Origin of the sequence: Halomonas dongshanensis (assembly GCF_024790395.1) — a bacterium.
Taxonomy (GTDB): domain Bacteria; phylum Pseudomonadota; class Gammaproteobacteria; order Pseudomonadales; family Halomonadaceae; genus Vreelandella; species Vreelandella dongshanensis.
Genome location: NZ_JAJISC010000001.1, coordinates 365,578 through 390,334 on the forward strand (window position 1 = coordinate 365,578; position 24,757 = coordinate 390,334).

Consider the following 24,757-nt stretch of genomic DNA (forward strand, 5'->3'; position numbering starts at 1 on the left):
TTTGGTGCGTGATCTGTGGCATATGCGCACCTCTGACGCTTCCGTGCCACTAGAGATAGCCCGTGGTGCGGTTGTTGAGAGGGTGTTCACCATTTTGGCGCACTCCTTGCATTTGAAGCGGTAACTACTTTTAGCAAGGACGCGACCGCGTTTTATGATCTTCTGCGATACCGCTACCCCCCCGATGGCGTCGGGCCACCGCTTCGATCAGAACCGCCACTGGGCGGCGCGGCTTTCGCTGCGCTTTGCTTATCGTCAGGGCGTTACACGGCTGGCACAGGCACGCCATCACGGGCCGCTGCGTGTCCAGCGGCCTTTTTATCCAGAAGGGTCTAGCGAAGCCTGTCATGTCTACGTTCTGCACCCGCCAGGAGGGCTGGTCAGCGGTGATGCACTGACGATTAGTGCCCATGTGGAAAGTGGCGCGCATGCCCTTTTGACGACGCCTGCGGCCAATAAGCTCTATAAAGCTGATAGCCAAGGTGTGGCCTGGACCCAACGCACGACGCTGACGGTGGAGGAGGGCGCGGTACTCGAGTGGTTGCCGCAAGAGACCATCGCCTTTGACGGCTCGAAAGGGGAGCAGCATACCGATATCGCACTATACGGCAGCGCTCGCTGCCTTGGATGGGAGGTCATGGCGCTGGGCCGTCCGGCCAGTGCGCTTCCTTTTGTTTCTGGTCGCATCGAGCAGCGCTTTCGTCTGACGCTCGATGGCAAGCCGCTATGGCTCGAACGCCAGCCGCTGGACCCGCAGCACCCACGCTTCATGGGCCGCTGGGGCCAGGGCGGGGCAAGTGTACAGGCCACGCTCTGGGCGGTAGGTCTTGCCGATACGTCTGCCGCCATCGAATCGCTGCGCGAACATTTGCCAGCCAATGCACGCTGGGCGGTCACCGCCCGCCACGGCGTTTTACTGCTGCGCTATTTGGGTAACGCACGCAACGAGGCCTGGGCGCTGTGCGAGCAGGCCTGGCGGCTTCTGCGCCCGTTGCTGATCGACCGCGAGGCGCACACGCCGCGTATCTGGTTGACCTGACTGTTTATCGATTTTTGAGAGGATGTGCCCATGGAACTGACCCCGAGAGACAAGGATAAGCTGTTGCTCTTCACCGCCGCGCAGCTGGCCGAGCGACGACGTGCTCGCGGCTTGAAGCTCAACTACCCGGAAGCGGTGGCGCTGATCAGCTTCGAGATCATGGAGGGTGCGCGCGATGGCCGAAGCGTCGCCGACCTCATGAGCTTCGGTCGCGAGATCCTGACGCGCGACGACGTGATGGAGGGAGTGGCCGAACTAGTCGACGAAGTGCAGGTGGAGGCGACCTTCCCCGATGGCACCAAGCTCGTCACCGTGCATACGCCGATTGTGTGAGTCGTAAATAGTGAAGGGTGAATCGTAAACAACAGGAGCACGTCATGATTCCGGGTGAGTACCAGCTGAAAGAGGGCGAGATCGAGCTTTGCGTGGGGCGCGAGCGGATCACGGTAGAGGTCGCTAACACCGGCGATAGGCCGATCCAGATCGGCTCCCACTACCACTTTGCCGAGGCCAACCCGGCGTTGATCTTCGACCGTGAAAAGAGTCGTGGCTTTCGCCTCGACGTGGCAGCAGGCACGGCGATTCGCTTCGAACCCGGCCAAAGCCGCGAAGTGACGCTGATCCCCTTCGTCGGCAAACGCGCGATTTTTGGTTTTCGCGGTGACGTGATGGGGCCTCTGGATAGCGCAAAGGAAGACGATCAATGACCACCAACAAGATCAGCCGTCGCGCCTACGCCGATATGTACGGCCCCACGGTGGGCGACCGCGTACGCCTGGGCGACACCGAGATTTGGATCGAAGTGGAGCAGGATGCCACTCACTACGGCGAGGAGGTGAAATTCGGCGGCGGTAAGGTGATTCGGGATGGCCAAGGCCAGAGCCAGCGCGCCGATGCCAGCGTGATGGATACCGTGATCACCAATGTGCTGATCCTCGACTGGTGGGGCATCGTCAAGGCGGATGTGGGGCTGAAAGCCGGTCGCATCGCCGCTATCGGCAAGGCGGGCAACCCGGACACTCAGCCGAACGTCGAGATCGTCATTGGCCCCGGCACCGAAGTGATCGCCGGTGAGGGCAAGATCCTCACCGCTGGCGGTATCGACGCTCACATCCATTTCATCTGCCCCCAGCAGGTGGAAGAAGCGCTGATGAGTGGCGTGACCACCATGCTCGGCGGCGGCACGGGGCCTGCTACCGGCTCGAACGCGACCACCTGTACGCCCGGCGATTGGCATATCGGCAAGATGCTCCAGGCGGTAGATGAGTTACCGATGAACATCGGCCTGCTCGGTAAGGGTAACGCCAGCCTGCCAGAAGGGCTCGAGGCGCAGATCGAAGCGGGCGCCATGGGGCTCAAGCTCCACGAGGATTGGGGCACCACGCCCGCCTCGATCGATACGTGCCTGAGCGTGGCCGAAAAGTACGATGTCCAGATTGCGATCCATACCGATACGCTGAACGAATCTGGCTTCGTCGAGGACACGCTCGCCGCGTTCAAGGAGCGCGGCATTCACACCTACCACACCGAAGGGGCGGGCGGCGGCCACGCGCCGGACATTCTCACCGCCTGCTCGAAGTCCTACGTGCTGCCGTCCTCCACCAACCCGACGCGCCCCTACACGGTCAACACCATCGACGAGCACCTGGATATGTTGATGGTGTGCCACCATCTGGACCCCAACATTCCCGAGGACGTGGCCTTTGCCGATTCGCGCATCCGCCGCGAGACCATCGCCGCCGAGGATATTCTGCACGATCTCGGCGTGATCTCGATGATCGCTTCGGACTCCCAGGCCATGGGGCGGGTGGGCGAGGTGGTCTGCCGCACCTGGCAGACTGCGCACAAGATGAAGCTTCAGCGTGGCCTCTTGCCGGAGGACGAGGCGCTCGGTGCCGACAACCTTCGCGCCAAACGCTATATCGCCAAGTACACCATCAACCCGGCCATCACCCACGGCATTGCCCATGAAGTAGGCTCGATCGAGGTAGGCAAACTGGCCGATCTGGTGCTGTGGAAACCGGCGTTTTTCGGCGTGAAGCCGTCGCTCATTCTGAAAGGCGGGATGATAGCCGCCGCGCCGATGGGCGACCCCAATGCGTCGATTCCCACGCCTCAGCCGGTGCACTACCGGCCGATGTTCGGCGCCATAGGGCGCGCAGCGAGTCTGACGCGGCTGAGCTTCGTCAGCCAAGCGGCGATCGACGCGGGCATCAAAGAGCGTCTGGGGCTGCAAAGTACGCTCTCAGCGTGCAAGAACGTACGCGGCGTACGTAAGCAGGACATGAAGCTCAACGACGCCTGCCCGGAACTCACCGTCGACCCTGAAACTTACGAGGTGCGCTGCGACGGCGAGCTTCTCACCTGCGAGCCCGCCACCGAGCTTCCGCTGGCGCAGCGGTATCATTTGTTCTGACGGGGTCTCGCTGCAGGGGGCGCCGGGGGGAGGCCTACGAGAGGGCGCTGTGAATACGTCCCTGTACGCTACTTTTGCCATCCATGGCAAAAGACCCTCTCTACGGCCTACCCCCGGCATAGCCTTCACGGATCGCATAAGGAAGAGAACATGTTGAAACTGATAGAACGCCTCGGCCCGGTCGACGAAAGCGCCGCCAGCGACACGCTAACGCTGCCCTTCGAGCTCCGCATTCGCGGGCGCCTGAAGGCTGAAAGCGATTCCGGAAAAGCCCTGGGGTTATTTCTCGATCGTGGCCCAGTGCTGCGCGACGGTGATGGCCTAAAGGCCGAGGATGGCACGGTAATACGGGTGCGCGCCGCCATCGAGCCGGTGGTTACCGCGCGCGTGGCCTCGGGCCTGCCGCTTGCGCGGCTCGCCTATCATTTGGGCAACCGCCACGTGCAGTTGGCGCTTGGCGAAGACGAACGCGGCGGCTGGGTGCGCTTTCCGCCGGATCACGTACTCGAAGAGCTTGCTACGCTTCTGGGCGCTGCACTCGAACACCATAAAGGCACCTTCGACCCCGAGCCCGGCGCCTACCAGCAACTGGGCCACGCCCATGCTCACGGCCACGATCATCACAACGACGAAGATCAAGAGGTAGAACACACTCACGGTCATGCGCACGATCACTCGCATGACCATCACCATGATCACACGCACTCCCATGGCCACTGAGTCCCAAAGCGATCTGGCGCTTCTAGGGCTTATGCAGCTGATTAGCCCCGCGCTGCCCATTGGTGCTTTTGCCTTCTCCCAGGGGCTAGAGAGCGCATTCGAGCTGGGCTGGGTACGTGACGAGCAGAGCCTGGCCGAGTGGCTGTCAGGCGTGTTGGAAGACGGCCTTACCCGCTGCGAGCTACCGGTGCTGGCGCGGCTATATGCGGCGTTAGAGGCCGAACAGGCCGATGAGATAGAGATCTGGGATAGCTGGCTTGCCGCCACCCGCGAAACCGCCGAACTCGCCAGTGAAGATGCCCGTCTTGGGGCGGCGCTCAAGCGACTGCTGCAAAGCTTGAAGCTGCTGAAAAGCGAGCACTTGCTGCCCGCGGAGCCTGGCTACGTCACGCTGTTTGCCTGTGCGGCGCATCTGCGCGGCGTAGGCACCCGCGCCACGCTATTGGGCTTTGCTTGGGCCTGGCTTGAGAATCAGCTGGCGGTGGCCTGCAAGGCGCTACCGCTAGGCCACACCAGCGCACAGCGGGTGATCGAAAAGCTGCGCCCCGCGCTCTCAGGCGCCGTGGATGAAGCGCTGGCGCTCGATGACGACGAGCTTGGCCCGATCCTTCCCGGCGTGGCGCTGGCCAGCGCTCTACACGAAACGCAGTATTCCCGACTGTTTAGAAGCTAATCGACCGATATCAGGAGAACGAGATGACACACTGTTTACGCGTTGGAGTGGGCGGCCCCGTAGGCTCTGGCAAAACGGCGCTGCTGAAGCAGCTCTGCCTGGCCCTGCGCGATCATTACGACATTGCCGTGGTGACCAACGACATCTACACCCGTGAGGATGCCGACTTTCTGCTCAAACACGACGCCCTGGCGGCAGATCGTATCCTGGGGGTGGAAACCGGCGGCTGCCCGCATACAGCGATCCGCGAAGACGCTTCGATGAACCTGGCGGCCATCGATGAGTTGCATGGCCGCCACCCGGGGCTCGAGCTGGTGCTGGTGGAGTCCGGCGGTGATAACCTCTCGGCCACCTTTAGCCCCGAGCTTTCCGATCTTACGCTCTACGTGATCGACGTTTCCGCAGGCGACAAGATTCCACGTAAGGGCGGGCCGGGCATCACCAAGTCGGATCTTTTGATCATCAACAAGATCGATATCGCCGAGCAGGTGCACGCCTCCCTTGAGGTGATGGAGCGCGACTCGAAAAAGATGCGCGGTGAGCGCCCCTTCGTGTTCACCAACCTTTACGATGGCGTGGGGCTTGAGGAGATCATTCGCTTCATTCTGGATAAAGGCATGCTAGAAGAGCGACGCCCAAGCGCCGAAAACGCCTGATGGCTATGGCATGAAGTGGCTAGAAAGCGGGGAAAGCGTTGTCTGGGGCAGGGGGCCAGCAAGAGACCAGTCAAAAAGGTCGCCCTGGCCTAGGCGGTAAGCGGCCAAGGCAACCAAACCCGTGGCGAGCATCCTGCTCGTAGCGGGCCCCCTTGGCCCCCACAGGTGGCACAGTGAACCTGAAATCAAATTCGTACCTTAACTCATGTTATCCAGAGCGCTTAAGGAACGAAAATATATTGGTATGTAACAAATTGTTTTGAGGGCGCTTTTATCGCCCCATAAATTCTACTGAAACGATCCCGCGTTGGGCGTGCACATACTGTGTTAGTGCGCGCCCGACGTGCTTATCGTTTGCCGAACTCTTGAGTACCGATCGTCCAGCCGCGCATTTTTTCACTCAGGGTGAACCCCAGGCCCGGCCTATCAGGTAGGTACATTCTCCCGTCTTTGATCTCCAGCGCTTCGTTAAACAGCGGATCTAGCCAGTCGAAGTGCTCAACCCAGGGCTCTTGGGGGTAGGTAGCGGCGAGGTGTAAATGGATTTCCATGGCAAAGTGAGGGGCGAGCGCAAGCCCGGCTTGATCGGAGAGGGTCGTCAATTGCAGGAACTTGGTAATGCCGCCGATGCGTGGCGCATCGGGCTGGATGATATCCACGGATTTATGCCGGATGAGCTCGAGGTGCTCGCCGACGCTTGCCAGCATCTCTTCCGAGGCAATCGGCGTATCGAGCGCATTGGCCAATTGCGCATGGCCTTCGAAGTCGTACGCATCGAGCGGCTCTTCGATCCAGACGAGATTGAATTCTTCCATCGCCCGGCCAAAGCGTAGGGCGGTCGCGCGATCCCACTGCTGGTTGGCATCGATCATTAGCGGCGTGTCGTCACCGATATGCTGCCTTACCGCCTCGACGCGTTTGATGTCCTCTCTTACATTGGGCTGGCCTACTTTTATCTTGATGCCTTTAATGCCCTGCTCGAGTGACTTCGTGGCGTTCTCTTTTACCTCTTCGATGGGCGTATGCAAGAAGCCGCCCGAGGTGTTGTAACACTGCACGGACTCTCTATAGCGACCAATCAGCTTGGAGAGTGGGAGCTTGGCCCTTTTGGCTTTTAGATCCCATAAGGCAACACTTTAGTATCGACTTTCTTATCGATTAACCGATGGTTAATCAAAGCGAGGCAGGCTACTGTCTGATAGAACAACGCGTTAAAGACGAAAGGTTGGGGCGCTTGGGGAGTGAGCGGCGAGTCCTTTCGCCGCACGTTCGTTGCCCTAAATCCACGTGCTTTGTTACAGCACATCCATCGCTTAACTTCCTGACCAGCCCAGCCAGATGGGCACGTACACCACCAACAGCAATACCCCCACGAGCCCCAGCATGTAGGGCACGATGGCGCGCGTAATACGCTCGAGCGGTAGCTGCGTCACCGAGGAGGCGACGTAGAGGTTGATCGCCACCGGTGGCGTGATCATGCCGATGGAGAGCCCCACTACGATGATCAGCCCGAAGTGAATTGGGTCGATGCCAAGCTGAAGCACCAGCGGTAGCAGTACCGGGGTGAGGATGATCAAGGCACTGGCGGTTTCGATGAACACGCCAGTGAGCAAGATCACCGCCACCACCAAGAGCATTACCACCAGCGGGTTGGTCGAGAGCGAGAGTACCGACTGGGCGATGGCGCCGGGTACCTGCCAGCTCGATAGCGTCCAGCTCAGCACGGCCGACATGGCAATCACCAGCATGATCACCGCCGTGGTCATTGCCGAGCGCAGCAGCAGGCGATACACCTGACCAAGCGTCAGGTCGCGGTAGATGAATAGCGACACCAACAGCGCATAGTTCACCGCGACGACCGCCGCTTCAGAAGGCGTGAAGATGCCCGAGAAGATACCGCCCAGAATGATCACCGGCGTCATCAGCCCCCAGATCGCCGCCTTGAAAGTGCCCAAAATGGTCGCAAGCGAGAGCGGCGTGCCCTTGGGGTAACGGCGCTTGTAGGCCTGGGTGATGGCGATGGCGATCAGCGCGGCTCCCATGGCAAGGCCCGGTAGAAAGCCGCTTAAGAACAGCGTCGATACCGACTGCTGGGCGATGACCGCGTAGATGATCATGGGCACCGAGGGCGGGATCACCACGCCAATGGTACCGCTTGCGGCAATCAGGCTCGCTGCCGAGGCGGGGTCGTAACCCTTGCGCTTGAGCTCGGGCACGAGGCTCGACCCTACTGCCGCCGTGGTCGCTGCGCCTGAGCCGGAGATGGCCGCAAAGAACATACCCGCCATTACCGAGACGATGGAGAGCCCGCCGCGCATGAAGCCTACCAGGGAGTCGGCGAAGGCCACTAAGCGCTCGCTCACCTTGCCCTGGGCCATCAAATCGCCCGCCAGGATGAACATGGGAATGGCCACCAGCGCAAAAGAGTTGATGCCCTGGAACATCTGCTGGGTCACCACCATCAGCGGCACGCCCGCCTGATGCAGCGCATACAGGGTGCTGGCGCCAATGGCGAAGGCAATCGGCACGCCGAGCAGCATGAACAGGAAGAAGAGTCCGAATAGGAGCAGGGTCATGGCGTCTGTTCTCCCATGGGCTTGCTCGGCTCGCCTTCGATGATCAACTCGACGAGATCGACCAGCGCGTACCAGGCCATGATCAGTGCGCTGATCGGCATGACGGCGTAGACGTAGGACATCGGCATGCGCAGCGAGGCCGATTTCTGAAAACTCTGCACCTGCATATAGTGCTGACCGATGAAGGCAAGCGTAATCAAAAAGGCGATCACCGCCGCCACGGCGAGAATGCGCGCAAGCTTGCGCAGGCGCGTTGGTAGCGCATCCACGGCGAAGGTCACGGCGATATGGTGGCCGCGCTGAAAGGCCAGCGTGCCGGCCAAAAAGGTGATCCAGATGAGTAGAAAGCGAGCGACCTCTTCGGTCCAGCCCACGGCGGTGAAAAATACGCGAGAGACGATCTGCAGGGTGATCACGCCAATCAGCGCGACCATGCCGACGAACACCACCGGCCGGAGCAGCCTATCCAGCACGTATTCGATGCCGCGCAAGACGGCGAGTAGCGGGTGCGATGCCATATCGATTTACTCCAGCGCCGCCTGGATGCGGGGCAGGTAGTCGGCAAAGCGCTGGCCATATTTTTCGTAGACCGGCGCTACGGCCGCTTGGAAGGCGGCGATATCGGGCGTCTCGTTCACCTCCATTCCTGCTTCACGCACCTCGTCGAGTTGCTCGGCTTCGGTGGCAGCGTTTTGCGCGCGGGCATAGGCAGAGGCTTCGTGGGCGGCGTCGAGTACGATCTCCTGGGCCGCTTCGGGCAGAGCATTGAAGCGCGGCAGGCTCATGATGAAGATCGCCGGTGCGTAGATGTGGCGCGTCATGGTGAGGTAGTTCTGGGTTTCGGCCAGATTGAATGCCGCCGCGACGTTGACGGGGTTCTCCTGGCCATCGATGGTGCCCTGCTGGAGTGCGGTGAGCGCCTCGGTCCAGGCCATGGGCACGGCGTTGGCGCCGAGCGTGCGGAAGGTGTCGACGTAGACCTCGTTTTCGATCACGCGCAGGCGCAGGCCGTCCAGGTCCGCTGGTTCGTTGATCGCGTTGCGGCTATTGGTGATGTTGCGAAAGCCACGCTCGGTAAAGGCCAACCCTTTGAGGTTCACGCCTTCGAGTTTGTCGAGAATCTCCTGGCCGATCTCACCGTCGAGCACACTATAGGCGCCTTCGGCAGTGGGAAACAAAAACGGCAGCTCGAACACCGAGAAGTCATCGACGAAGTTGGCGACGGGGCCGTTGGTGATCACACCCATATCGACGGTACCGATCTGCATGCCCTCCAAAAGCGTGCGCTCGTCGCCCAAGCTTGCGTTGGGATAGATCTCGACGCTGATGGCACCATCGCTCTGCTCACTAACCAGCTCTTGAAAGCGCGTGGCGGCAATATGGTAGGTGTCGTCGCTGTTGACCACGTGGGCCAAGCGCAGCTGAATGGCGGGAAGCTCCTCGGCCTGGCTGCTAAGGGGGAGGGTAAAAAGGCCCAGCGCGGCCAGGGTGAGAGCAAAGCGGTGAGCTAGGCGGCGGGGTGCCGCGGCGCGGTTGGAGGTATCCACGAGATCTCCTTGGGTGAGCAGTGTAATCGCGCTTATGACGTCATCGACGTGACGTTCGGCGTAACGGGTGTGTCCAGGGGGCCCTACGCAGTGGTGGCCCCTCTAATACGGGCTTAATTCAGGGCTGAATAAGGGCGCACATCTATACCACATTGGCGCCAACGAAAAAATTGGCGATTGGTGTAGGCAGTGTTCACGCGCCGCTTGAGCCGTCGCGCACTTAGCGCTAGCCTGCATGCCCCAACGTAAAAGTACGTGCCTGCCGGTGCCCCGCCTTTTCGCCATCGCTTCGATGATGACGGCCCTTGTCCGCACCGGTGGGTAATAACAGGAAGGTTCATGGACACGTTAATCAACGACATCATCGATGTAGTAGGCAAGAACGGCGTACTGCTAGGCGACGACGTGCGTCAGCGCAGCGTCGACTGGTTCACCAAGGCTTCCTGCCAGGCCAAGGCGATCGTGCGCCCGCAGTCGACCGAGCAGCTCAGCCAGATCATGAAACTATGCCACGCCGTTAATCAGCCCGTGGTAACCCATGGCGGGCTGACCGGCGTTGTTCACGGCGCCATTGCCACGCCCGATGAGCTGGTCATCTCGCTGGAGCTGATGAACCAGATCGAAGACATCGATGCCGTTGGCTCGACCATGCAGGTACAGGCAGGGGCCACCCTCCAGCGTGTTCAGGAGGCCGCCGAAGCCATCGACATGCAGTTTGCCCTTGACCTTGGCGCGCGCGGCTCTTGCACCATCGGCGGTAACATCGCCACCAACGCTGGCGGTATTCGGGTGATTCGCTACGGCATGATGCGCCAGCAAGTGCTGGGCCTGGAAGTGGTGCTTAGCGACGGCACCGTGGTCAGTTCCATGAACACCATGCTCAAGAACAACGCCGGGTACGACCTCAAGCAGCTCTTCATTGGTAGCGAAGGCACCCTTGGTATCGTTACCCGCGCCGTACTGCGTCTGCATCCGCAAATGCCGAGCGAGCAGACGGCGCTGGTCGCAGTGCCCTCTTTCCAAGCGCTCACAGCGCTGCTCAGCCTAGCCTCGAAGGAGCTTGCTAACGGCCTGAGCGCCTTCGAGGCGCTGTGGAACAACCACTACGCCTTGATGACTGCCGAGCGCACCAAGCACTCGCCGCTGCTGGCCACCGACTCGCCCTTCTACGCTATTATCGAGACCCTGGGTAGCGACGAGGAGAAAGACGCCGAGGCCTTCGCCCGCGTGCTCGAACAAGCGCTCGAGGCCGAGCTGATCACCGATGCGGTGCTGGCGCAGTCGAGCAGCCAGCGCCAGGGCATTTGGGAGGTGCGCGAAGACATCGAAACGCTGGTGCACGAGCTCGATCCGATGTTCTCGTTTGATATCAGCTTGCCCATCGCCCACATGGACGCCTACGTCACCTCGCTCGAAGAGAAGCTCAAGGCGCAGTGGCCGGAAACCGGTCAGATCGTGGTCTTTGGCCACCTCGGCGATGGCAATCTGCACATCATGATCAGCGTGCGCGACGCCGCCGCTGAAAGCCGCCGCCAGGTGGAGGCGTTGGTTTACGGCTCTCTAACCCAGTACCGTGGGTCGATCTCCGCCGAACACGGCGTGGGCCTGGAAAAGCGCGACTATCTCTCTCTCTCTCGCTCCTTTGAGGAGATCGCGCTGATGCAGCGCTTGAAGCACGCGCTCGACCCCAAAGGGCTACTCAACCCCGGTAAGATTCTGGGCTGAGCGAGATCCCCCTGTAACGCAGAAGGCCACCGTAAGGTGGCCTTCTGCGTGATGCGCGCGCAAATGAGCGCGTAAGGATTACTCCGCCAGCGCTTGTTGAATGCGCGGCAAATACTCGCCGAACTGCTCGCCGTACTTCTCGTAGACCGGTGCGACGGCTTCTTGGAAGGCGGCCAGGTCGGGCGTTTCGTTGATCTCCATACCGGCGTCGGCCAGAGCGGTTAGCTGCTCGGCTTCCATTTCCGCATTGGCTTGGCGCTCGTACTCGGCGGCTTCCTGAGCAGCCTGACGAATCACCTCTTGGGCGTTTTCGGGCAGCTGGTTCCAGGCGGGCATGCCCATGACGAACAGCGCCGGAGCGTAGGTGTGGCGCGTCAGCGTCATGTAGTTCTGGGTTTCAGCCAGATTGAAGGAGGCGACCACGTTGACCGGGTTCTCCTGGCCGTCGATAGTGCCCTGCTGCATGGCAGTGAGCGCTTCGGTCCAGGCCATGGGGATGGCGTTGGCGCCAAGCTCGCGGAAGGTATCGGTATAGACCGGGTTCTCCATCACGCGGATACGCAGGCCATCCAGGTCGGCGGGTGTGTTTACCGCACGCTCGCTGTTGGTCAGGCTGCGGAATCCACGTTCGGCGTAGGCCAGGCCCTTCAGGTTCACGTCGGCCAAGCGATCCAGAAGCTCCTGGCCGATCTCCCCATCGAGCACGCCATAGGCTGCTTCAGGCGTGGGGAACAGAAACGGCAGCTCGAACACGGCCATCTGCTCGACGAAGTTGGCTACCGGGCCGTTGGTGATCACGCCCATGTCGACGGTACCGATCTGCATACCTTCAAGCAGCGTGCGCTCATCACCCAGGCTTGCGTTGGGATAGATCTCGATGGCCACTTTGCCATCGGTACGCGCCTCGACCAGCTCCTCGAACTTGGTCGCCGCTAGGTGGAAGCCATCCTGCTCGTTGACCACGTGGGCCAAACGCAGAGTGACCGGGTTCATATCGTCGAAGTCGCCCGCCTGGGCAGCGGCGGCGAATGCTAATGAAACGGAGAGTGCCAGCGTGTGACGTGCAAATGTTTTCATTATGGTGTTCCCAAGGGGTCGTACGAAGTGATGGGCCGAGTAAAGCCAAACAAATAAGTGCCCGGCAAGCATGCACCAGCGCAGGGAAAAGCGTCAATCGAACGGAGCCACTCCCGCGCCTCGCGGCTGGACACGACGCCCCCACGCAGGTACGATACTCCCCCTATGCGCCCGTAGCTCAGTTGGATAGAGTGTCGGCCTCCGAAGCCGAAGGTCGTAGGTTCAATTCCTACCGGGCGCGCCAAGAACGAGAAAAGGACCAGTGATTTATCACTGGTCCTTTTTTATTCGCCTTGGTTTTATTTGGCCGTCTGATTTATCCCCCTGGCGCGGTCAATTCATCACTTAGCAGCTTGCCAAAACAGCCTACCAAAACCCAAAACCTTCCATTCTAAACATGAACGAAATCTGAACGACGCCATCACGCTGGTGACAGGTAGCGTTGAGTAAGGTGAGTACCCATGGATGAGGTTGCCTCGCGATGAGGCGGTTCATTCAGCGAAGCGTCACTTCATTGAAAAAGGACTATCACCATGAAAAAGACATCGATCGCACTCGCTATTACCGCTACTGCCGCGCTGGGCCTTGGTCAGGTCGCCATGGCTGATCAGAACGACTATCAGGAAGCCCTCGACCAGGCGGCCTTCTCCAATATGATCGAGCAAGCTGCCAATGCCGGGGTTACCTCGTTTCGTGAGCTTCAAGTAGATGAAGAGCGTGGCACGCTCGAATTTGAAGTTGAAGGGTGGGATAGCGAAGGTCAGCGATTCGAGCTGACGCTGAATGGCGAAAGCGGCGAGGTCATTCGTGAATCGGCCACTCAGACGCAAGTTGCACCCTGGGGGCTCGACTCGCAGCAGCTCAATAGCCTGCTCGACCGTGCCAGCCAAGACGGTTTCGACCGCTTTGAAGATATCGACCTCGACGAGAACGGTACCGTCGAAGTCAGCGGTTTCGATAGCAACCAGCGCGAAATGGAGCGCGGCTACGGTATCGACGAGTTCAATGGCAACCAGTAACGCCTAGCCTTGTAATGCAACGCCCCCTGCCAGCGTGCTGCTGACAGGGGGCGTGTGTGTACGCAGCGTAGCGCGGTGCGCTTAGAACTCGGTGCGCAGCGTCAGCATGGCACTGCGGGGAGCGCCGTAGATGGAACCGGCGTAGAAACCGTAGCGCTCGTAGTAGTGCTTGTCGAAGAGGTTATCGACGTTGAGCGTAAGGCTGGTGTCATCGGTGATGTCGTAGCGCGCCATGGCGTTGACGGTCGCGTAGCCTGCCCAGTTGGCGGGCGTGGAGCCGTTGCTGACACCGTTGACCGGCTGACCCGCCGGGCTTGAGATGGCGTGGATGTTGCTTTGGGCGTAGACACCGGCGCCGAAGGTCATGCGGTCCAGGAAGCCGTTAGGCTCATAGGTAGTGAACAGCTTGAACAGGTGGCTTGGGTCGCTGCGACCCTCAGAGTCGATACGGCGGAAGTGCAGGTAGGTGTAGCCACCGTAGACGTTCCAGTTCGGCGTGATGGCACCCGCAATTTCCAGGTCGACACCCTCGGTCTCGTTACCGGTACCGGCGCGGTAAGCCTGGGCGCCGCTCGGCGTGAGGTTGTCGCCATCGATGACGGCGGCGTTGTCCTGACGAGTCCGGAAGTAAGCCGCTGAGGTGTTCAGGCGGCCGTTGAACCATTCGCCTTTTACGCCCGCTTCATAGCTGTCACCGACGATCGGCTCGACCGTCGCGCCCGAGGCAGTTTCACGGGTTTGCGGGGTGAAGACGTTGGTGTAGCTGGCGTACAGCGAGTGGTTGTCGTTGATGTCGTAGATCACGCCAGCATAGGGAGTGAACTCACCGCTTTCACTCTGGCTGGTGCTGGTGCCCGACGCCGTGTTGTTCTCCGTGCGGTAGTAGCTGGTACGCGCGCCCAAAATGACCGAGAGCGGCTCGGTAATGTTCAGGCGGGTGGCAGCGTAGAGGCCGCGCAGACGCGTTTCGCTAACGCCGGTGCGTCCGGTCGGTGTGTGGTTCACACCGAAGTCCGAATCGACGCCGTTACGCCAGTCGGTGATGGGTAGGCCAGTATCGGACCGGTACATACAGCTCGGCGAGAAGACGGAGAGCGTGTCGCTGAACATGGTGCACGAATATTCCGGCGAGCGCGTACGCGTGCGGCTTTCGCTATAGCCCAGCAGCACATCGTGATGATTACCGAAGAGCTCGAAGCCACCGTTCAGGTCGATCTGAGCGGAGCGCTGGCGCGCCTCTGTGGTTTGGTAAAGGCCGTTGAGGATGGCGCCGCTGCCGTCTTCCTCGTTCCAGTAACCGATATAGCGTCCGCGGCCGGCGCTGTTGACCTTGGCCAGGGCCAGGTTGTTCTCGGCATCGGTAGTGCTGGTGGAGGCGCGGATATCGAGCGACCAGTCGTCGTTGAAGCGGTGGTTTAGCGAGGTGAAGATGGTGTCGGTTTCGAACTCGCTAAAGCTCCAGTCGGGCACCAGGTTGGTGCTGCGCGGCAGATCGGTCAACTGGCCACTGGCGTACCAGATGGGTACGTTGGCGCCCCAGCCCGAACCGAATGTCTTGTTCTGCTCGTGCTGTACGCCGATGCCGAAAGTGGTAGCGTCGGTGAGATCGAACTCGGCGCTGGCGAGTGCGCCGGTGGCACGGCTGGATTCGTGATCACGGAAGTTGTCGCCATCGCTTTGGGTGAGCACGAAGCGGGTGCGGACGCTGCCATCGGCGGTCAGCGGCAGGTTAAGATCGGCGCTCACGCGCTTTTGGTCCCAGCTGCCATAGGAGGCGTAAGCGCTACCGCCAAAGGTACGCTCGGGGCTTTTACGAATCAGGTTGACCGTTGCAGACGGGTCGCCAGTGCCGCCGAGAAGGCCGTTGGCACCGCGCACGATATCGACGCGCTCGTAGAGATCCATATTGATGGCGTTACCGCCGCCGCTGAAGTCGGTGCCGCCCAGGCTCTGCAGGCCGTCGACTTTCCAGTTGCTGATGTCGTAGCCGCGGGCACGAAACGAGGTACGCACGCCCACTTCTGCCTTGCTTGCGGTAATGCCCGGTGTCAGGGCCAAGGCTTCTTCGATGTTGGTGACCTGTTGGTCGTCGAGCTGTTGGCGGGTAATACTGGTGACTGATTGCGGCGTCTCGCGCGGCGAGAGATTAAGGCCGGTAGAGCTGCTAGTGTCGCTCACCGTGTAGCTATGGGCGGGCGCACCGTGGTATTCGGCCTCGACCGTTACGGTCTCCATCTCGATGTTATCGGTATCCGCAGTGGTCTGAGCTAGCGCGGTAGTGCTAAGCATGCAGCTACTACAGGCGGCGGCGATGGCGCGGGCAAGCGGTGTTCTTACCCAGTAAAAAGAGCTCCCGGACGGCTGCGGATCGCGCGATTGCATGAATTATCCCTTAAAAATAATAATGATTGGCGTTTACCCCTGCTAGGGGCGCCAGTATATTGCAGCGCTGGACGAGTGAACTTTTGCTTTGTGAGTCATTTGTAATGAAGTGTATGGATGAGGCGACCCTGGCGGTGACGAGCATCGACCCCAATCCCGTGAACGATCTGATTCTGGTAGTGGATGACGACGAAGAGCTATGCGCACTGATTTGTGACTACTTGGAACGCATGGGCTATCGCACGCGACGAGCAGGCAATGGGCCACAGATGTGGCAGCAGCTGGATGAAAGCGTCGATTTGGTCGTACTCGATCTCATGCTGCCGGGAGAGGATGGTTTGAGCCTGTGTCGCCGTCTTCGCCATCAAGGCAACCTGCCGGTCATCATGATCAGTGCGATGGGCGCTTCGGCCGAACGTATCCTGGGCCTTGAAATGGGCGCCGACGACTATCTATGCAAACCGTTCGACCCGCGTGAGCTATTGGCGCGGGTGCGCGCCGTGCGCCGCCGGGGCGATCAGGCAGGCGAACCACTGCGGATAGAAGAGGAGAGCGAACGCCGCATTGCCGACTGGCGCCTGGATCTGCGCGGTCGTCGGCTCCATTCGCCGCAGGGCGCGGTGTTCGACCTCGCGCGCTCGGATTTTCTGGTATTGAAAGCGCTGAGCGAAACGCCCAACCGCATCATCAGTCGCGATGAGCTCAGCCGCCAGGCGTTCGGGCGCGATCATCTACCCAGCGACCGCGCCATCGATGTCTGTATCAGCCGCCTGCGCCACTACCTCGAAGACAATGCCCGCCGCCCCCGCCTCATTCGTACGGTGCGCAACGAAGGCTACCTGCTCGAACTCGTGTAAAGCCAATACCCTAGTAGTGGGTTCAAACCGCGTGCCTTAAAGCGTCACGAGCAAGGGCGTGAGGAGCGCGCCGCCGACCAACCGCGCAGAAAGGCCGTAGCAAAGACCATCTTGTCGCCATTGAGCGGCGAAAGCACCGATACCAACGCCCTGGCAGCGGTGAAGTTGATCATTAGGCTGATCCCACTACCCAGGATATTGGGAGGGTAAAAATCAGCAGGCTTGACGCCCCATAGGTCGTAATGAATCGGCCCGAAAACTCCATAGGTATAACCTGAGGTAACGGTTGTCTAGATCGAGGTCGTCAAATCCAGGAAGCCGTCATCCTGGCCGCACCCATATCGAACCCCACACGGTGGCTGGAGACCATTATGGATAACGCCTGCAAATGGCGGGGCACTGAAAGTACTGGTGCGCCAGCTCGGCGGGGCTATGGAAGTCGACGAACGTGATGGCCCCAGGTTTCTGGCTCACTGCGGACGCAGAATCGTCGTCTTGCGCGGCGAGAAGATGCCGGTGAGCTCTTCGTCGGCATCGGTGATCAGCGTCCAGCGGGCGGGCAGGGGAGTCCAGTGTTGCTGGCTGGCGCGGCCGATCTTGGTAGCGTCGGCCATCACGTAGACTTCGGCACCCCGGGCAATCATTGCCTCTTTGAGCCAGGCCTGGTCGGGGCTTGCCTCGCACAGGCCCTGCTCGGTGACGCCGTCGGCGCTGACGAAGACGCGGTCGACGGTGAGCCGCGAAAGCGTTTCATAGGCCAGGGGGCCGTAGACCGTCATGCTTGGCGTGCGCAGGTCGCCGCCGAGCACCGTGGTGCGTCCTTCGGGAAGCTGAGTAAGAAGCGGCAGCGCGGCCATGTTGTTGGTGATGACGTGTAGCCCCTTGCGCTCGTTCAAGCGTGCGGCAAGGGCGGCGGTAGTGGTGCCGCCATCCAATAAAAGGGTGTCGCCATCTTTGATGCAGTAGAGCGCGCACTCGGCCAGGCGAATTTTGATATCGCCTTGGCGGGCGCGGCGCTGTTCGAGATCGAGTTCGGGTTCGCGCTGGCCAATCGAGGTGGTGGCGCCGCCGTAGGTACGCACGAGCACTCCCTCGCGAGAGAGTGCCCCAAGGTCGCGCCGTACGGTCGCCTCAGAGATACCAAAGTGCTGGCACAGCGCTTCGATACTGCACACCCCAGAACGGACGGCTTCAAGCATGGCCTTGCGGCGTTTGACGACTTTCATGGCGAACTCGGCTGATGGCATTGGCGATGAGTATGGCAGCCGGAAAGGCTATGTGCATCACTGCTAAAGTCTTGAATTGTGATCGAAATGATCATGTTGGTCTTAGACATTAGTATAGTATCTAACGATGTGGGTTCTATGATTATTCTTTGACATCAATAAATTATAATAATTTTACATTGTCGGTCTAACACGGCTCAATCAAGGCCTTATTGCCAAAAAGGATCGAACAGATCATTTTGTCACCCAAGATTTAGCCTTTTGATTGGTTTGGTCGTTGCCTGGTGATTGACTACCAGGCGCGCATACCTGTACCGATCAGCTAGATAACCGAGTTAGACAACAGGGTAAAGCAACATGGTACTCAAACGAACCGACTGTGGGTTGGCCCTTTTACTCCTGGCGTTTTGCGCCTTCGCTGCCTGGCGCACGACCATGGTGCCTTCCTCGGGAGCCGGTAGCCAAGCGGGGCCGGCTTTCTTACCGTGGATCACCGTAGTGGGCATCGCTCTGCTCTCCGTGGCGCTGTTCATTCGCGGGCTGCGTACTCAAATCGCGGTAAGCGAGGCGAGCATCGCCAACGAGGAGCGTGCTCCCCAACGCTCGGGCGTGCGCTACGCCACCGTGGTGCTGGTGCTCTTCGTGGTATTGATGATCGCCTACGCCATTGCGTTCGAGCGTGTAGGCTACCTGCCCAGTACGATTGCCACCTTCGTCATCGGTATGCTGCTGCTGCGCGAGCGCCGTGTGCTGCAGTTTCTGGTCGTGCCCGCCGTGGTCGTGGCCTGCGTCTACTACGGGTTCACGTACCTGCTCGACGTCTATCTACCGTAACCGGGGTGGTGCCGTTTGCCACCCTTCATTAAGGGCGACTGCCCGTCCATATAGACAATAACCATTAAAAACGTATTGGAGAACGCTGATGAAAAAATTGCTCCCGACTCTCGCCACGCTTGGTTGCGGTGTTCTGTTTACTGCTGCGACCGCTACTGCCGCCGACTACCCGGTGCGTCCGGTACAGATCGTCGTGCCCTACTCAGCCGGTGGGGGCACCGATCTGTCGGCTCGCATCATGGCCGATACGCTGAAGAAGTACCTGGGCAAATCACTCGTGGTGCGTAACCAGCCCGGCGGCGGCGGCTCGATCGGTACCAGCGCGGCGGTGCATGCGCGTGCCGATGGCTACACCCTAGGCATGGGTGCCCAAGGCCCGCTGGCCATGCTGCCTCACTACGGCGGTGTCGACTATAGCCTCGACGATGTCGAATTCATCGCGCTGATGGGGCGTAACCTGATGGTCGTTGCCGGCTGCCAGGGCGCGCCCTTCGACGATGCCGAAGGTTTCGTCGAGTACACCCGCGAGCATCCGGGCGAAGTCCGTGTCGGTAACTCCGGTGCCGGTGGTGCCAACCACATCGCCATCGAAGGTTTCGGCAACGCCGCCGATCTCGACTTCAACAGCATGCCTTTCGGCGGTGCATCGGCAGCGGTAACCGCCTGCGTTGGTGGTCACATCGACGCCGTCGTTGCTTCTCCGGCCGAAGTGCTGCCGCAGATCCAGTCCGGCAGCATCAATGCGCTGCTGGTGATGGAAGACGAGCGTATCGACGTGCTGCCCGATACGCCGGTACCGGAAGAGCTCGGTATCGACTTCACTTGGTCCTCCTGGAAGGGCGTGATTGCGCCTGTCGGCCTGCCGGAAGACGTCAAGGAGACGCTCTCCGAAGCGCTGCGCCAAACCTTCGAAGACGAAGAGTTCCTGGCCCGCATGGAAGAGATGGGTGAGTTCGTCGATTACCGCTCGGCCGATGACTTCCGCGAGCTGGCCGAGCGCGACTCTGCCACCGCTGAAGAGATCATTCGTCAGCTGGGTATGTACGGCGTAAACCAGTAAGACCGAAGCAGGCTTGCCCCCCGCCTTGTCGGGGGGCAAGTAGTTTTTGGCTGTTTATCTGATTGAGCAGGTCGCTATGGAAATTTCATCGTATGTGTTGGCGGTCTTTGATCCCAGTGTTCTCTGGATCATCGCACTAGGCACGCTGGGGGGCATGATCATTGGTGCCCTGCCGGGGCTGACGGCCACCATGGGGGTGGCGCTGCTGATTCCCCTGACCTTTGGTATGGCCCCGGTCATGGGCTTGAACATGCTCATCGGGATCTATATCGGCGGCATTTACGGTGGCTGTATTTCGGCTATCTTGCTGCGCACGCCCGGCACGCCCTCATCGGCGGCCACGGTGCTCGATGGCTATCCGCTGGCCCAGCGGGGCGAAGCGGGCAAGGCGCTGGGTATGGCGACCATCGCCTCCTTCGTAGGTGGCATCATCGCGGCCATCGTACTGGCGGCACTGGCGCCCCAACTGGCGACGCTGGCGCTCAAATTCGGTCCGGCCGAGTATTTTGCGCTGGCCGTCTTCGGTCTAACCATCATCGCCAGCCTCTCCGGCGACATTCTGAAAGGTGCCATCGCCGGTCTTGTCGGCGTGCTGATTGGCTGCGTTGGCGCCGACCCCATTAGCGGCATTTCTCGCTACACCTTTGGCGTACCGGGCTTTGCCTCTGGGTTTGCCTTTACCCCTGCGCTGATCGGTCTGTTCGCGCTGTCTGAAGTCTTCGTTCAGATCGAAAAGATCCTCAGCGACCGCGTCGAGCGTATGAAAGTAGGCGGCATCTGGCCCAATCGCCAAGAGATGAAAGAGAGCGGCATGCCTATGCTGCGCGGCTCTTTGATCGGCACCTTCATCGGTATCGTGCCGGGGACGGGATCGGGCACTGCTGCCTGGATCAGCTACAACGAAGCACGACGCACCTCGAAAACCCCCGAGAAGTTTGGTACCGGCCACGTGCCTGGCGTTGCTGCCACTGAAAGCGCCAACAACGCCGTGTGTGCGGCAGCGCTCATTCCGCTGCTGGCGCTGGGTATTCCTGGCGACGTGGTCACCGCCGTACTCATGGGCGGGCTGATGATCCAAGGCTTGGCGCCGGGGCCCATGCTGTTCCAAAGCCATCCTGAAGTGGTCACGGGCATCTTCACTGGGGTCTTCGTTGCCACCATCTTCATGCTGGTGTTTGGCCTGCTAGGCATTCGGTTCTTCACCCAGATTTTGCGCGTACCGCGGCGTATTCTCACGCTCTCCATCGTGGTCTTCTGCTTCGTCGGCTCCTGGGCGATCAACCTCAATGTGGTCGATCTCTACACCATGGTGGGCTTTGGCGTGCTGGGCTACTTCATGCAGAAGTACGGCTTCTCCCAGGCGGCGCTGTGTATCGCGTTGATTCTCGGGCCGATGGCCGAGTCCAACCTGCGTCTTGGCTTGATGAGCGCACGCGACGATCTCGGTGTGTTCCTCTCTGGCCCCATCACCCTATTCTTCCTGGGGCTGGCGGTGCTCTCTCTGCTGCTGCCTGCGCTGCGCAACTGGAAACAACAGCGCCAATCGGCGAAGGTATGATCCTTCGCCCGCCATCGAGGAGGCGCCATGAGACCTAGTTATGCCAAGCTCGTCGAGGATGTGGCGCTGCCCTCGATGGCGCTCGTACGCCAGCATTTCGACACCGAACCGGCCACTGATCCTACGGCAGCGGTAGAGGAAGCCTTTGCTCAGGCCAAGGTCGTGAGCGAACGTATCGAGCCGGGTATGTCGGTGGCGCTTACGGTCGGAAGCCGCGGACTCGCCAGCCTGCCGGAGCTGGTGCGTGCCATCGTCATCGAGCTCAAGGCACGCGGCGCCAAGCCCTTCATCGTTCCCTCCATGGGCAGCCACGGCGGGGCGACGGCCGAGGGGCAGATCAGCGTGTTGGCGCATCTTGGCATCACCGAAGAGAGCGTTGACTGCGAGATTCGCTCGAGCATGGAAACCGTCGAGATCGGCGTGCTCGAAAACGGTATGTCGGTGCAGATCGACAAGCTCGCCTTCGAAGCCGATGGCATCGTGCTGTTCAACCGCATCAAGCCGCACAGCGCCTTTCGTTCGGACAACGAAAGCGGGCTGATCAAGATGCTCTCCATCGGGCTTGGGAAGCAGTCAGGGGCCGATAACTGCCACGCCTGGGGCTTTCACTACGTTGGCCGTTTCATCGTCGAAATGGGGCGCATGAAGCTTGAAAAGTGCCGCGTACTATTTGGCGTGGGTACCCTGGAGAACGCCTACGACGAATTGGCCCGGGTGGTGATCCTACCTCCGGAAACCATGGTCGAGGAGGAGCGCGTCTATCTAGGTCAGGCGATGCGCAACATGCCGCGCCTGCCGCTTGGTCCACTCGATGCGCCGCTGGCCTCGGGGCCTTTGGACGTATTGGTCGTCGACTACGTGGGCAAGGAGTTTTCGGGCAGCGGTATGGACCCCAATATCACTGGCCGCCCCTCCTCTACCGCGATTAGCGGCGGGCCGGACGTGGCGCGCATCGCCGTGCTCGACGTCACCGACAAGAGCGAGGGCAACGCCAACGGCGTAGCGCGTGCCGATGTGATCACCGAGCGCCTCTTCCAGCGTTTTGATCGCGAGAAGGTCTATACCAACTCGCTCACGTCGGGCGTGCTAATTGCCGCCTCGATCCCGCTGGCGATGCCCGACGACCGCACGACCCTCCAGGCAGCCGTGAAGACCTGCGGCTCCCATACGCCTGACGCCATCGGCATTATGCGAATCCCCAATACGCTGCACCTGGAGTACCTCTACGTCTCCGAAGCGCTTTTACCCGAAGTGCGTAAGCGTCCCGGCATCGAGGTCATCCACGAGCCGCGTCCCATGCGCTTCGACGCTGAGGGCCAACTGCTCGATCACTGGCCGGAGCACGAGCACTAAGGTAAAAGAGCGAGACGTCATCGTTCGATAACAAAACACCGCCCCCGCCAGAAGCTCTGGCGGGGGCGGTGTCGTTTCAAGCATGACTCACCGAAGCACTACTCACTGAATAAGGCGAGTACCGTTCAGGCTTAGGCCTTGACCGGGTGCTTGGGGGCGTCGCCGCGTAAAACGGCGAGGACGTCTTCTACGCAGGTGGTGCTGAGCGTGGTCAGGGCGTTCTCGGTATAGCCTGCGATATGGGCGCTGACGATTACGTTATCCAGGGCGTAGAGCGGGCTTTCGGTCAGCGGCTCCTGCTCGAAGGCGTCGATGGCCGCACCGGCTAGGCGTTTGGCGTTAAGAGCGTCGAACAGAGCGCTTTCATCGACGATGCCACCGCGAGCGGCGTTGATCAGCATGGCCGTCGGTTTCATCATCGCCAGCCGCTCGGCGTTGATCAGGTGGTGGGTCTGCTCGGAGAGCCCAACGTGCAGGGTGACGAAGTCCGCTTCCCGGCACAGGGTATCGAGATCGACCAGCTCCACGCCGAGAGCCGCCACCGCTTCGGGCTTGGCGAAGGGGTCATAAGCCATCACGCGCATCTCGAAGCCCGAGGCGCGCTTGGCGACCGCTTGGCCGATGCTGCCGATGCCGACGATGCCCAGCGTCATGCTATGAACGTCGCGGCCGAAGCAGCGCGGCCACTCACCGGCGCGGGTAGCCGCGTCGACGCGCGGCAGGTCGCGGGCGAGCGAGAGCAGCAGGGCGAAGGTGAAGTCGGCAACGGCGTGGCGGTTGGCGGCCGGTACGTTGGTCACGCGAACGCCATGGCGCTCGGCGGCAGCAAGGTCGATGTTGTCGACGCCGACACCGTGCTTGGTCACTACCTTGAGGTTCGGCAGTGCGCTGAACACGGCCTCGGTCATGGGGTTGAAGGCGACGATGGCGCCGTCGGCATCGGCAGCGCGGGCGATGAAGTCCGCCTCGCTGATGTCGGCGGGCAGGCTTTCGATGGTCGCGCCCGCCGCTTCGAGCAAATCGAAAGGCTGCGTCGAGTACTTGGCGAAGGAGGGGGAGGTGCAGACGATTTTCACACTAACTCCTTAGAACAGACTGAGCTGGTGACGGCTGGCAACGATATCCGAAAGCTCGGGGACGAACTTGTCGCCGTCGCCTTGTGCCAGGGCGCTGGCGTAAAGATCGCTCACCGCGTGGGCAACGTCGGCTTTTACCTCCAGGGCATCGGCAAGTGCGGCCACGTAGCGGATGTCCTTACCGGCGTTTGCCAGGGTGAAGCGGTGGGCGTTGCGGTCGCGCTCCAGTACGTACTGGAAGAAGGTCTGGTAGAAGCCGCTGTCCATGCGCGAGCCACGAATGACGCTGTCGAAGACCTGCGGCGAGATACCCGCCTTGGCACCGATGGTCAGCGCTTCGGAGAATACCGCCCCGTAGCTCATGGCCAGGAACTGGTTAAGAAGCTTCATGGTGTGGCCGGTGCCGACGCCGCCGCAGTGCAGAATCTTGCCTGCCCAGGCGTCGAGTACCGGGCGCAGACGGGCCAGCGTCTCGTCGTCGCTGCCGACGATGGCCTGCAGTTGGCCAGATTCGGCTTGGGTCGGGGTGCCGCCGAGGGCAGCATCGACAAGGGTGATGCCCTCGCCCTTGAGCGATTCGGCCAGACGACGGGTTACGGTCGGTTGCGAAGTGGAGCAGTCGACGATGATCAGCGCATTGTTGGCGGCGACGGCACCGGCCCGTAGGCCATCAGCAGCGTCGATGACCGCTTCCACGTGCTCGGAGGTGGGCACGCAGAGGAAAACGATGCTGCAGTCACGGCCAAGCTCGGCGGCGTTTTGTCCGCTCTCGGCGCCTTTGGCGACGAGGGCGTCAACCGCAGCGGGATTGGGATCGAATACTTTAAGGGAGTAGTTGGCGCCCAGGATGTTGGCTGCCATGTAGCCGCCCATCAACCCGAGTCCGATAAAACCGATGCGTTCCATGGCGCTCTCCTAATGTCATGTGTGAGTGCGGTAACTATGTAGGCGTCACGTTGAGAA

The 24,757-nt window shown here is 60.7% G+C and carries 24 protein-coding genes and 1 tRNA gene; 15 read left to right on the forward strand and 10 right to left on the reverse strand.

The genetic code is table 11. The features are described from left to right. Positions 1-154 precede the first annotated feature (154 nt). From LLY24_RS01710 to ureG, 7 genes are all read left to right on the forward strand, one after another. Complete coding sequence (locus LLY24_RS01710) at positions 155-1,039, forward strand: urease accessory protein UreD (RefSeq protein ID WP_259034533.1); 885 nt, start codon at positions 155-157, stop codon at positions 1,037-1,039. Positions 1,040-1,069: 30 nt separating this feature from the next. Continuing rightward, positions 1,070-1,372, forward strand: coding sequence for an urease subunit gamma (locus LLY24_RS01715; RefSeq protein ID WP_259034534.1), 303 nt, complete (start codon positions 1,070-1,072; stop codon positions 1,370-1,372). A gap of 44 nt (positions 1,373-1,416) precedes the next feature. Then, the gene (locus tag LLY24_RS01720) at positions 1,417-1,746 is read left to right on the forward strand and encodes an urease subunit beta (RefSeq protein ID WP_259034535.1); all 330 of its coding nucleotides are present in this window, start codon (positions 1,417-1,419) and stop codon (positions 1,744-1,746) included. Further along, a complete protein-coding gene (gene ureC, locus LLY24_RS01725; protein ID WP_259034536.1) occupies positions 1,743-3,455 on the forward strand; it encodes an urease subunit alpha in 1,713 nt (570 codons plus the stop codon). Before LLY24_RS01720 ends, ureC begins: the two co-directional genes overlap by 4 nt. A gap of 150 nt (positions 3,456-3,605) precedes the next feature. Continuing rightward, positions 3,606-4,175: an urease accessory protein UreE gene (gene ureE, locus LLY24_RS01730; RefSeq protein WP_259034537.1), complete on the forward strand. Its 570-nt coding sequence runs from the start codon at positions 3,606-3,608 to the stop codon at positions 4,173-4,175. Further along, the gene (locus LLY24_RS01735; RefSeq protein ID WP_259034538.1) at positions 4,147-4,848 is read left to right on the forward strand and encodes an urease accessory protein UreF; all 702 of its coding nucleotides are present in this window, start codon (positions 4,147-4,149) and stop codon (positions 4,846-4,848) included. The genes ureE and LLY24_RS01735 overlap by 29 nt, the downstream gene beginning before the upstream one ends. A gap of 23 nt (positions 4,849-4,871) precedes the next feature. Beyond that, positions 4,872-5,504: an urease accessory protein UreG gene (gene ureG / locus LLY24_RS01740; protein WP_259034539.1), complete on the forward strand. Its 633-nt coding sequence runs from the start codon at positions 4,872-4,874 to the stop codon at positions 5,502-5,504. Positions 5,505-5,851: 347 nt separating this feature from the next. Here ureG and LLY24_RS01745 read toward each other — a convergent pair whose 3' ends face one another. The 4 genes from LLY24_RS01745 to LLY24_RS01760 all read right to left on the reverse strand — a co-directional run bounded on the left by LLY24_RS01745 (position 5,852) and on the right by LLY24_RS01760 (position 9,567). Beyond that, on the reverse strand, positions 5,852-6,562 hold the full coding sequence (locus LLY24_RS01745) for a mandelate racemase/muconate lactonizing enzyme family protein (RefSeq protein ID WP_345799632.1): 711 nt from the start codon (positions 6,560-6,562) through the stop codon (positions 5,852-5,854). A gap of 255 nt (positions 6,563-6,817) precedes the next feature. Beyond that, a complete protein-coding gene (locus LLY24_RS01750; protein WP_259034540.1) occupies positions 6,818-8,080 on the reverse strand; it encodes a TRAP transporter large permease in 1,263 nt (420 codons plus the stop codon). Then, complete coding sequence (locus tag LLY24_RS01755; RefSeq protein WP_259034541.1) at positions 8,077-8,598, reverse strand: TRAP transporter small permease; 522 nt, start codon at positions 8,596-8,598, stop codon at positions 8,077-8,079. The genes LLY24_RS01750 and LLY24_RS01755 overlap by 4 nt, the downstream gene beginning before the upstream one ends. Positions 8,599-8,604: 6 nt before the next feature. Continuing rightward, positions 8,605-9,567 carry a TRAP transporter substrate-binding protein gene (locus LLY24_RS01760; protein ID WP_427854530.1) on the reverse strand — a complete coding sequence of 321 codons (963 nt, stop codon included), beginning with the start codon at positions 9,565-9,567 and terminating at the stop codon, positions 8,605-8,607. Positions 9,568-9,966: 399 nt separating this feature from the next. Here LLY24_RS01760 and LLY24_RS01765 point away from each other — a divergent pair, with 399 nt between their 5' ends. Continuing rightward, on the forward strand, positions 9,967-11,352 hold the full coding sequence (locus LLY24_RS01765) for an FAD-binding oxidoreductase (RefSeq protein WP_259034543.1): 1,386 nt from the start codon (positions 9,967-9,969) through the stop codon (positions 11,350-11,352). 78 nt (positions 11,353-11,430) lie between these two features. Here LLY24_RS01765 and LLY24_RS01770 read toward each other — a convergent pair whose 3' ends face one another. Continuing rightward, a complete protein-coding gene (locus LLY24_RS01770) occupies positions 11,431-12,429 on the reverse strand; it encodes a TRAP transporter substrate-binding protein (protein WP_259034544.1) in 999 nt (332 codons plus the stop codon). Positions 12,430-12,596: 167 nt separating this feature from the next. On the opposite strand from LLY24_RS01770, the gene LLY24_RS01775 reads away from it, so the two are divergent. Further along, positions 12,597-12,673 (forward strand) — tRNA-Arg (locus LLY24_RS01775). A gap of 289 nt (positions 12,674-12,962) precedes the next feature. Further along, entirely contained in the window at positions 12,963-13,448 is a 486-nt protein-coding gene (locus tag LLY24_RS01780) for a PepSY domain-containing protein (protein ID WP_259034545.1), read from the forward strand. 81 nt (positions 13,449-13,529) lie between these two features. Here the strand turns inward: LLY24_RS01780 and LLY24_RS01785 are convergent, their stop codons facing one another. Beyond that, entirely contained in the window at positions 13,530-15,830 is a 2,301-nt protein-coding gene (locus LLY24_RS01785; protein WP_259034546.1) for a TonB-dependent siderophore receptor, read from the reverse strand. 113 nt (positions 15,831-15,943) lie between these two features. Here LLY24_RS01785 and LLY24_RS01790 point away from each other — a divergent pair, with 113 nt between their 5' ends. Beyond that, complete coding sequence (locus LLY24_RS01790) at positions 15,944-16,687, forward strand: response regulator (protein ID WP_259034547.1); 744 nt, start codon at positions 15,944-15,946, stop codon at positions 16,685-16,687. Between the two features lie 44 nt (positions 16,688-16,731). On the opposite strand, the gene LLY24_RS18305 is transcribed toward LLY24_RS01790, so the two are convergent. Together LLY24_RS18305 and LLY24_RS01800 are read right to left on the reverse strand one after the other, a co-directional pair. Then, positions 16,732-16,860, reverse strand: a complete 129-nt coding sequence (locus LLY24_RS18305; protein ID WP_345799633.1) for a hypothetical protein — start codon at positions 16,858-16,860, stop codon at positions 16,732-16,734. A gap of 297 nt (positions 16,861-17,157) precedes the next feature. After that, positions 17,158-17,913, reverse strand: coding sequence for a DeoR/GlpR family DNA-binding transcription regulator (locus LLY24_RS01800; protein WP_259034548.1), 756 nt, complete (start codon positions 17,911-17,913; stop codon positions 17,158-17,160). A 357-nt stretch (positions 17,914-18,270) separates the two neighbouring features. Between LLY24_RS01800 and LLY24_RS01805 the strand changes: the two genes are divergently transcribed. From LLY24_RS01805 to LLY24_RS01820, 4 genes are all read left to right on the forward strand, one after another. Further along, positions 18,271-18,747: a tripartite tricarboxylate transporter TctB family protein gene (locus tag LLY24_RS01805; RefSeq protein WP_259034549.1), complete on the forward strand. Its 477-nt coding sequence runs from the start codon at positions 18,271-18,273 to the stop codon at positions 18,745-18,747. Positions 18,748-18,835: 88 nt separating this feature from the next. Beyond that, the gene (locus LLY24_RS01810) at positions 18,836-19,807 is read left to right on the forward strand and encodes a Bug family tripartite tricarboxylate transporter substrate binding protein (protein ID WP_259034550.1); all 972 of its coding nucleotides are present in this window, start codon (positions 18,836-18,838) and stop codon (positions 19,805-19,807) included. A gap of 76 nt (positions 19,808-19,883) precedes the next feature. Next, positions 19,884-21,365, forward strand: a complete 1,482-nt coding sequence (locus LLY24_RS01815) for a tripartite tricarboxylate transporter permease (protein ID WP_259034551.1) — start codon at positions 19,884-19,886, stop codon at positions 21,363-21,365. Positions 21,366-21,392: 27 nt separating this feature from the next. Next, positions 21,393-22,718, forward strand: coding sequence for a nickel pincer cofactor-dependent isomerase, group 22 (locus LLY24_RS01820; RefSeq protein WP_259034552.1), 1,326 nt, complete (start codon positions 21,393-21,395; stop codon positions 22,716-22,718). A gap of 131 nt (positions 22,719-22,849) precedes the next feature. On the opposite strand, the gene LLY24_RS01825 is transcribed toward LLY24_RS01820, so the two are convergent. Further along, the gene (locus LLY24_RS01825) at positions 22,850-23,794 is read right to left on the reverse strand and encodes a phosphoglycerate dehydrogenase (RefSeq protein ID WP_259034553.1); all 945 of its coding nucleotides are present in this window, start codon (positions 23,792-23,794) and stop codon (positions 22,850-22,852) included. A 9-nt stretch (positions 23,795-23,803) separates the two neighbouring features. Further along, positions 23,804-24,700 (reverse strand): NAD(P)-dependent oxidoreductase, encoded by an 897-nt coding sequence (locus LLY24_RS01830; RefSeq protein WP_259034554.1) that lies wholly within the window; start codon positions 24,698-24,700, stop codon positions 23,804-23,806. Positions 24,701-24,757 lie beyond the last annotated feature (57 nt).

Coding starts and splice junctions, on each gene's coding strand:
- LLY24_RS01710 (WP_259034533.1), top strand. CDS start 155: ATGATCTTCTGCGATACCGCTACCCCCCCGATGGCGTCGGGCCACCGC.
- LLY24_RS01715 (WP_259034534.1), top strand. CDS start 1,070: ATGGAACTGACCCCGAGAGACAAGGATAAGCTGTTGCTCTTCACCGCC.
- LLY24_RS01720 (WP_259034535.1), top strand. CDS start 1,417: ATGATTCCGGGTGAGTACCAGCTGAAAGAGGGCGAGATCGAGCTTTGC.
- ureC (WP_259034536.1), top strand. CDS start 1,743: ATGACCACCAACAAGATCAGCCGTCGCGCCTACGCCGATATGTACGGC.
- ureE (WP_259034537.1), top strand. CDS start 3,606: ATGTTGAAACTGATAGAACGCCTCGGCCCGGTCGACGAAAGCGCCGCC.
- LLY24_RS01735 (WP_259034538.1), top strand. CDS start 4,147: ATGATCACACGCACTCCCATGGCCACTGAGTCCCAAAGCGATCTGGCG.
- ureG (WP_259034539.1), top strand. CDS start 4,872: ATGACACACTGTTTACGCGTTGGAGTGGGCGGCCCCGTAGGCTCTGGC.
- LLY24_RS01750 (WP_259034540.1), bottom strand. CDS start 8,080: ATGACCCTGCTCCTATTCGGACTCTTCTTCCTGTTCATGCTGCTCGGC.
- LLY24_RS01755 (WP_259034541.1), bottom strand. CDS start 8,598: ATGGCATCGCACCCGCTACTCGCCGTCTTGCGCGGCATCGAATACGTG.
- LLY24_RS01765 (WP_259034543.1), top strand. CDS start 9,967: ATGGACACGTTAATCAACGACATCATCGATGTAGTAGGCAAGAACGGC.
- LLY24_RS01770 (WP_259034544.1), bottom strand. CDS start 12,429: ATGAAAACATTTGCACGTCACACGCTGGCACTCTCCGTTTCATTAGCA.
- LLY24_RS01780 (WP_259034545.1), top strand. CDS start 12,963: ATGAAAAAGACATCGATCGCACTCGCTATTACCGCTACTGCCGCGCTG.
- LLY24_RS01785 (WP_259034546.1), bottom strand. CDS start 15,830: ATGCAATCGCGCGATCCGCAGCCGTCCGGGAGCTCTTTTTACTGGGTA.
- LLY24_RS01790 (WP_259034547.1), top strand. CDS start 15,944: ATGGATGAGGCGACCCTGGCGGTGACGAGCATCGACCCCAATCCCGTG.
- LLY24_RS18305 (WP_345799633.1), bottom strand. CDS start 16,860: ATGATCAACTTCACCGCTGCCAGGGCGTTGGTATCGGTGCTTTCGCCG.
- LLY24_RS01800 (WP_259034548.1), bottom strand. CDS start 17,913: ATGAAAGTCGTCAAACGCCGCAAGGCCATGCTTGAAGCCGTCCGTTCT.
- LLY24_RS01805 (WP_259034549.1), top strand. CDS start 18,271: ATGGTACTCAAACGAACCGACTGTGGGTTGGCCCTTTTACTCCTGGCG.
- LLY24_RS01810 (WP_259034550.1), top strand. CDS start 18,836: ATGAAAAAATTGCTCCCGACTCTCGCCACGCTTGGTTGCGGTGTTCTG.
- LLY24_RS01815 (WP_259034551.1), top strand. CDS start 19,884: ATGGAAATTTCATCGTATGTGTTGGCGGTCTTTGATCCCAGTGTTCTC.
- LLY24_RS01820 (WP_259034552.1), top strand. CDS start 21,393: ATGAGACCTAGTTATGCCAAGCTCGTCGAGGATGTGGCGCTGCCCTCG.
- LLY24_RS01830 (WP_259034554.1), bottom strand. CDS start 24,700: ATGGAACGCATCGGTTTTATCGGACTCGGGTTGATGGGCGGCTACATG.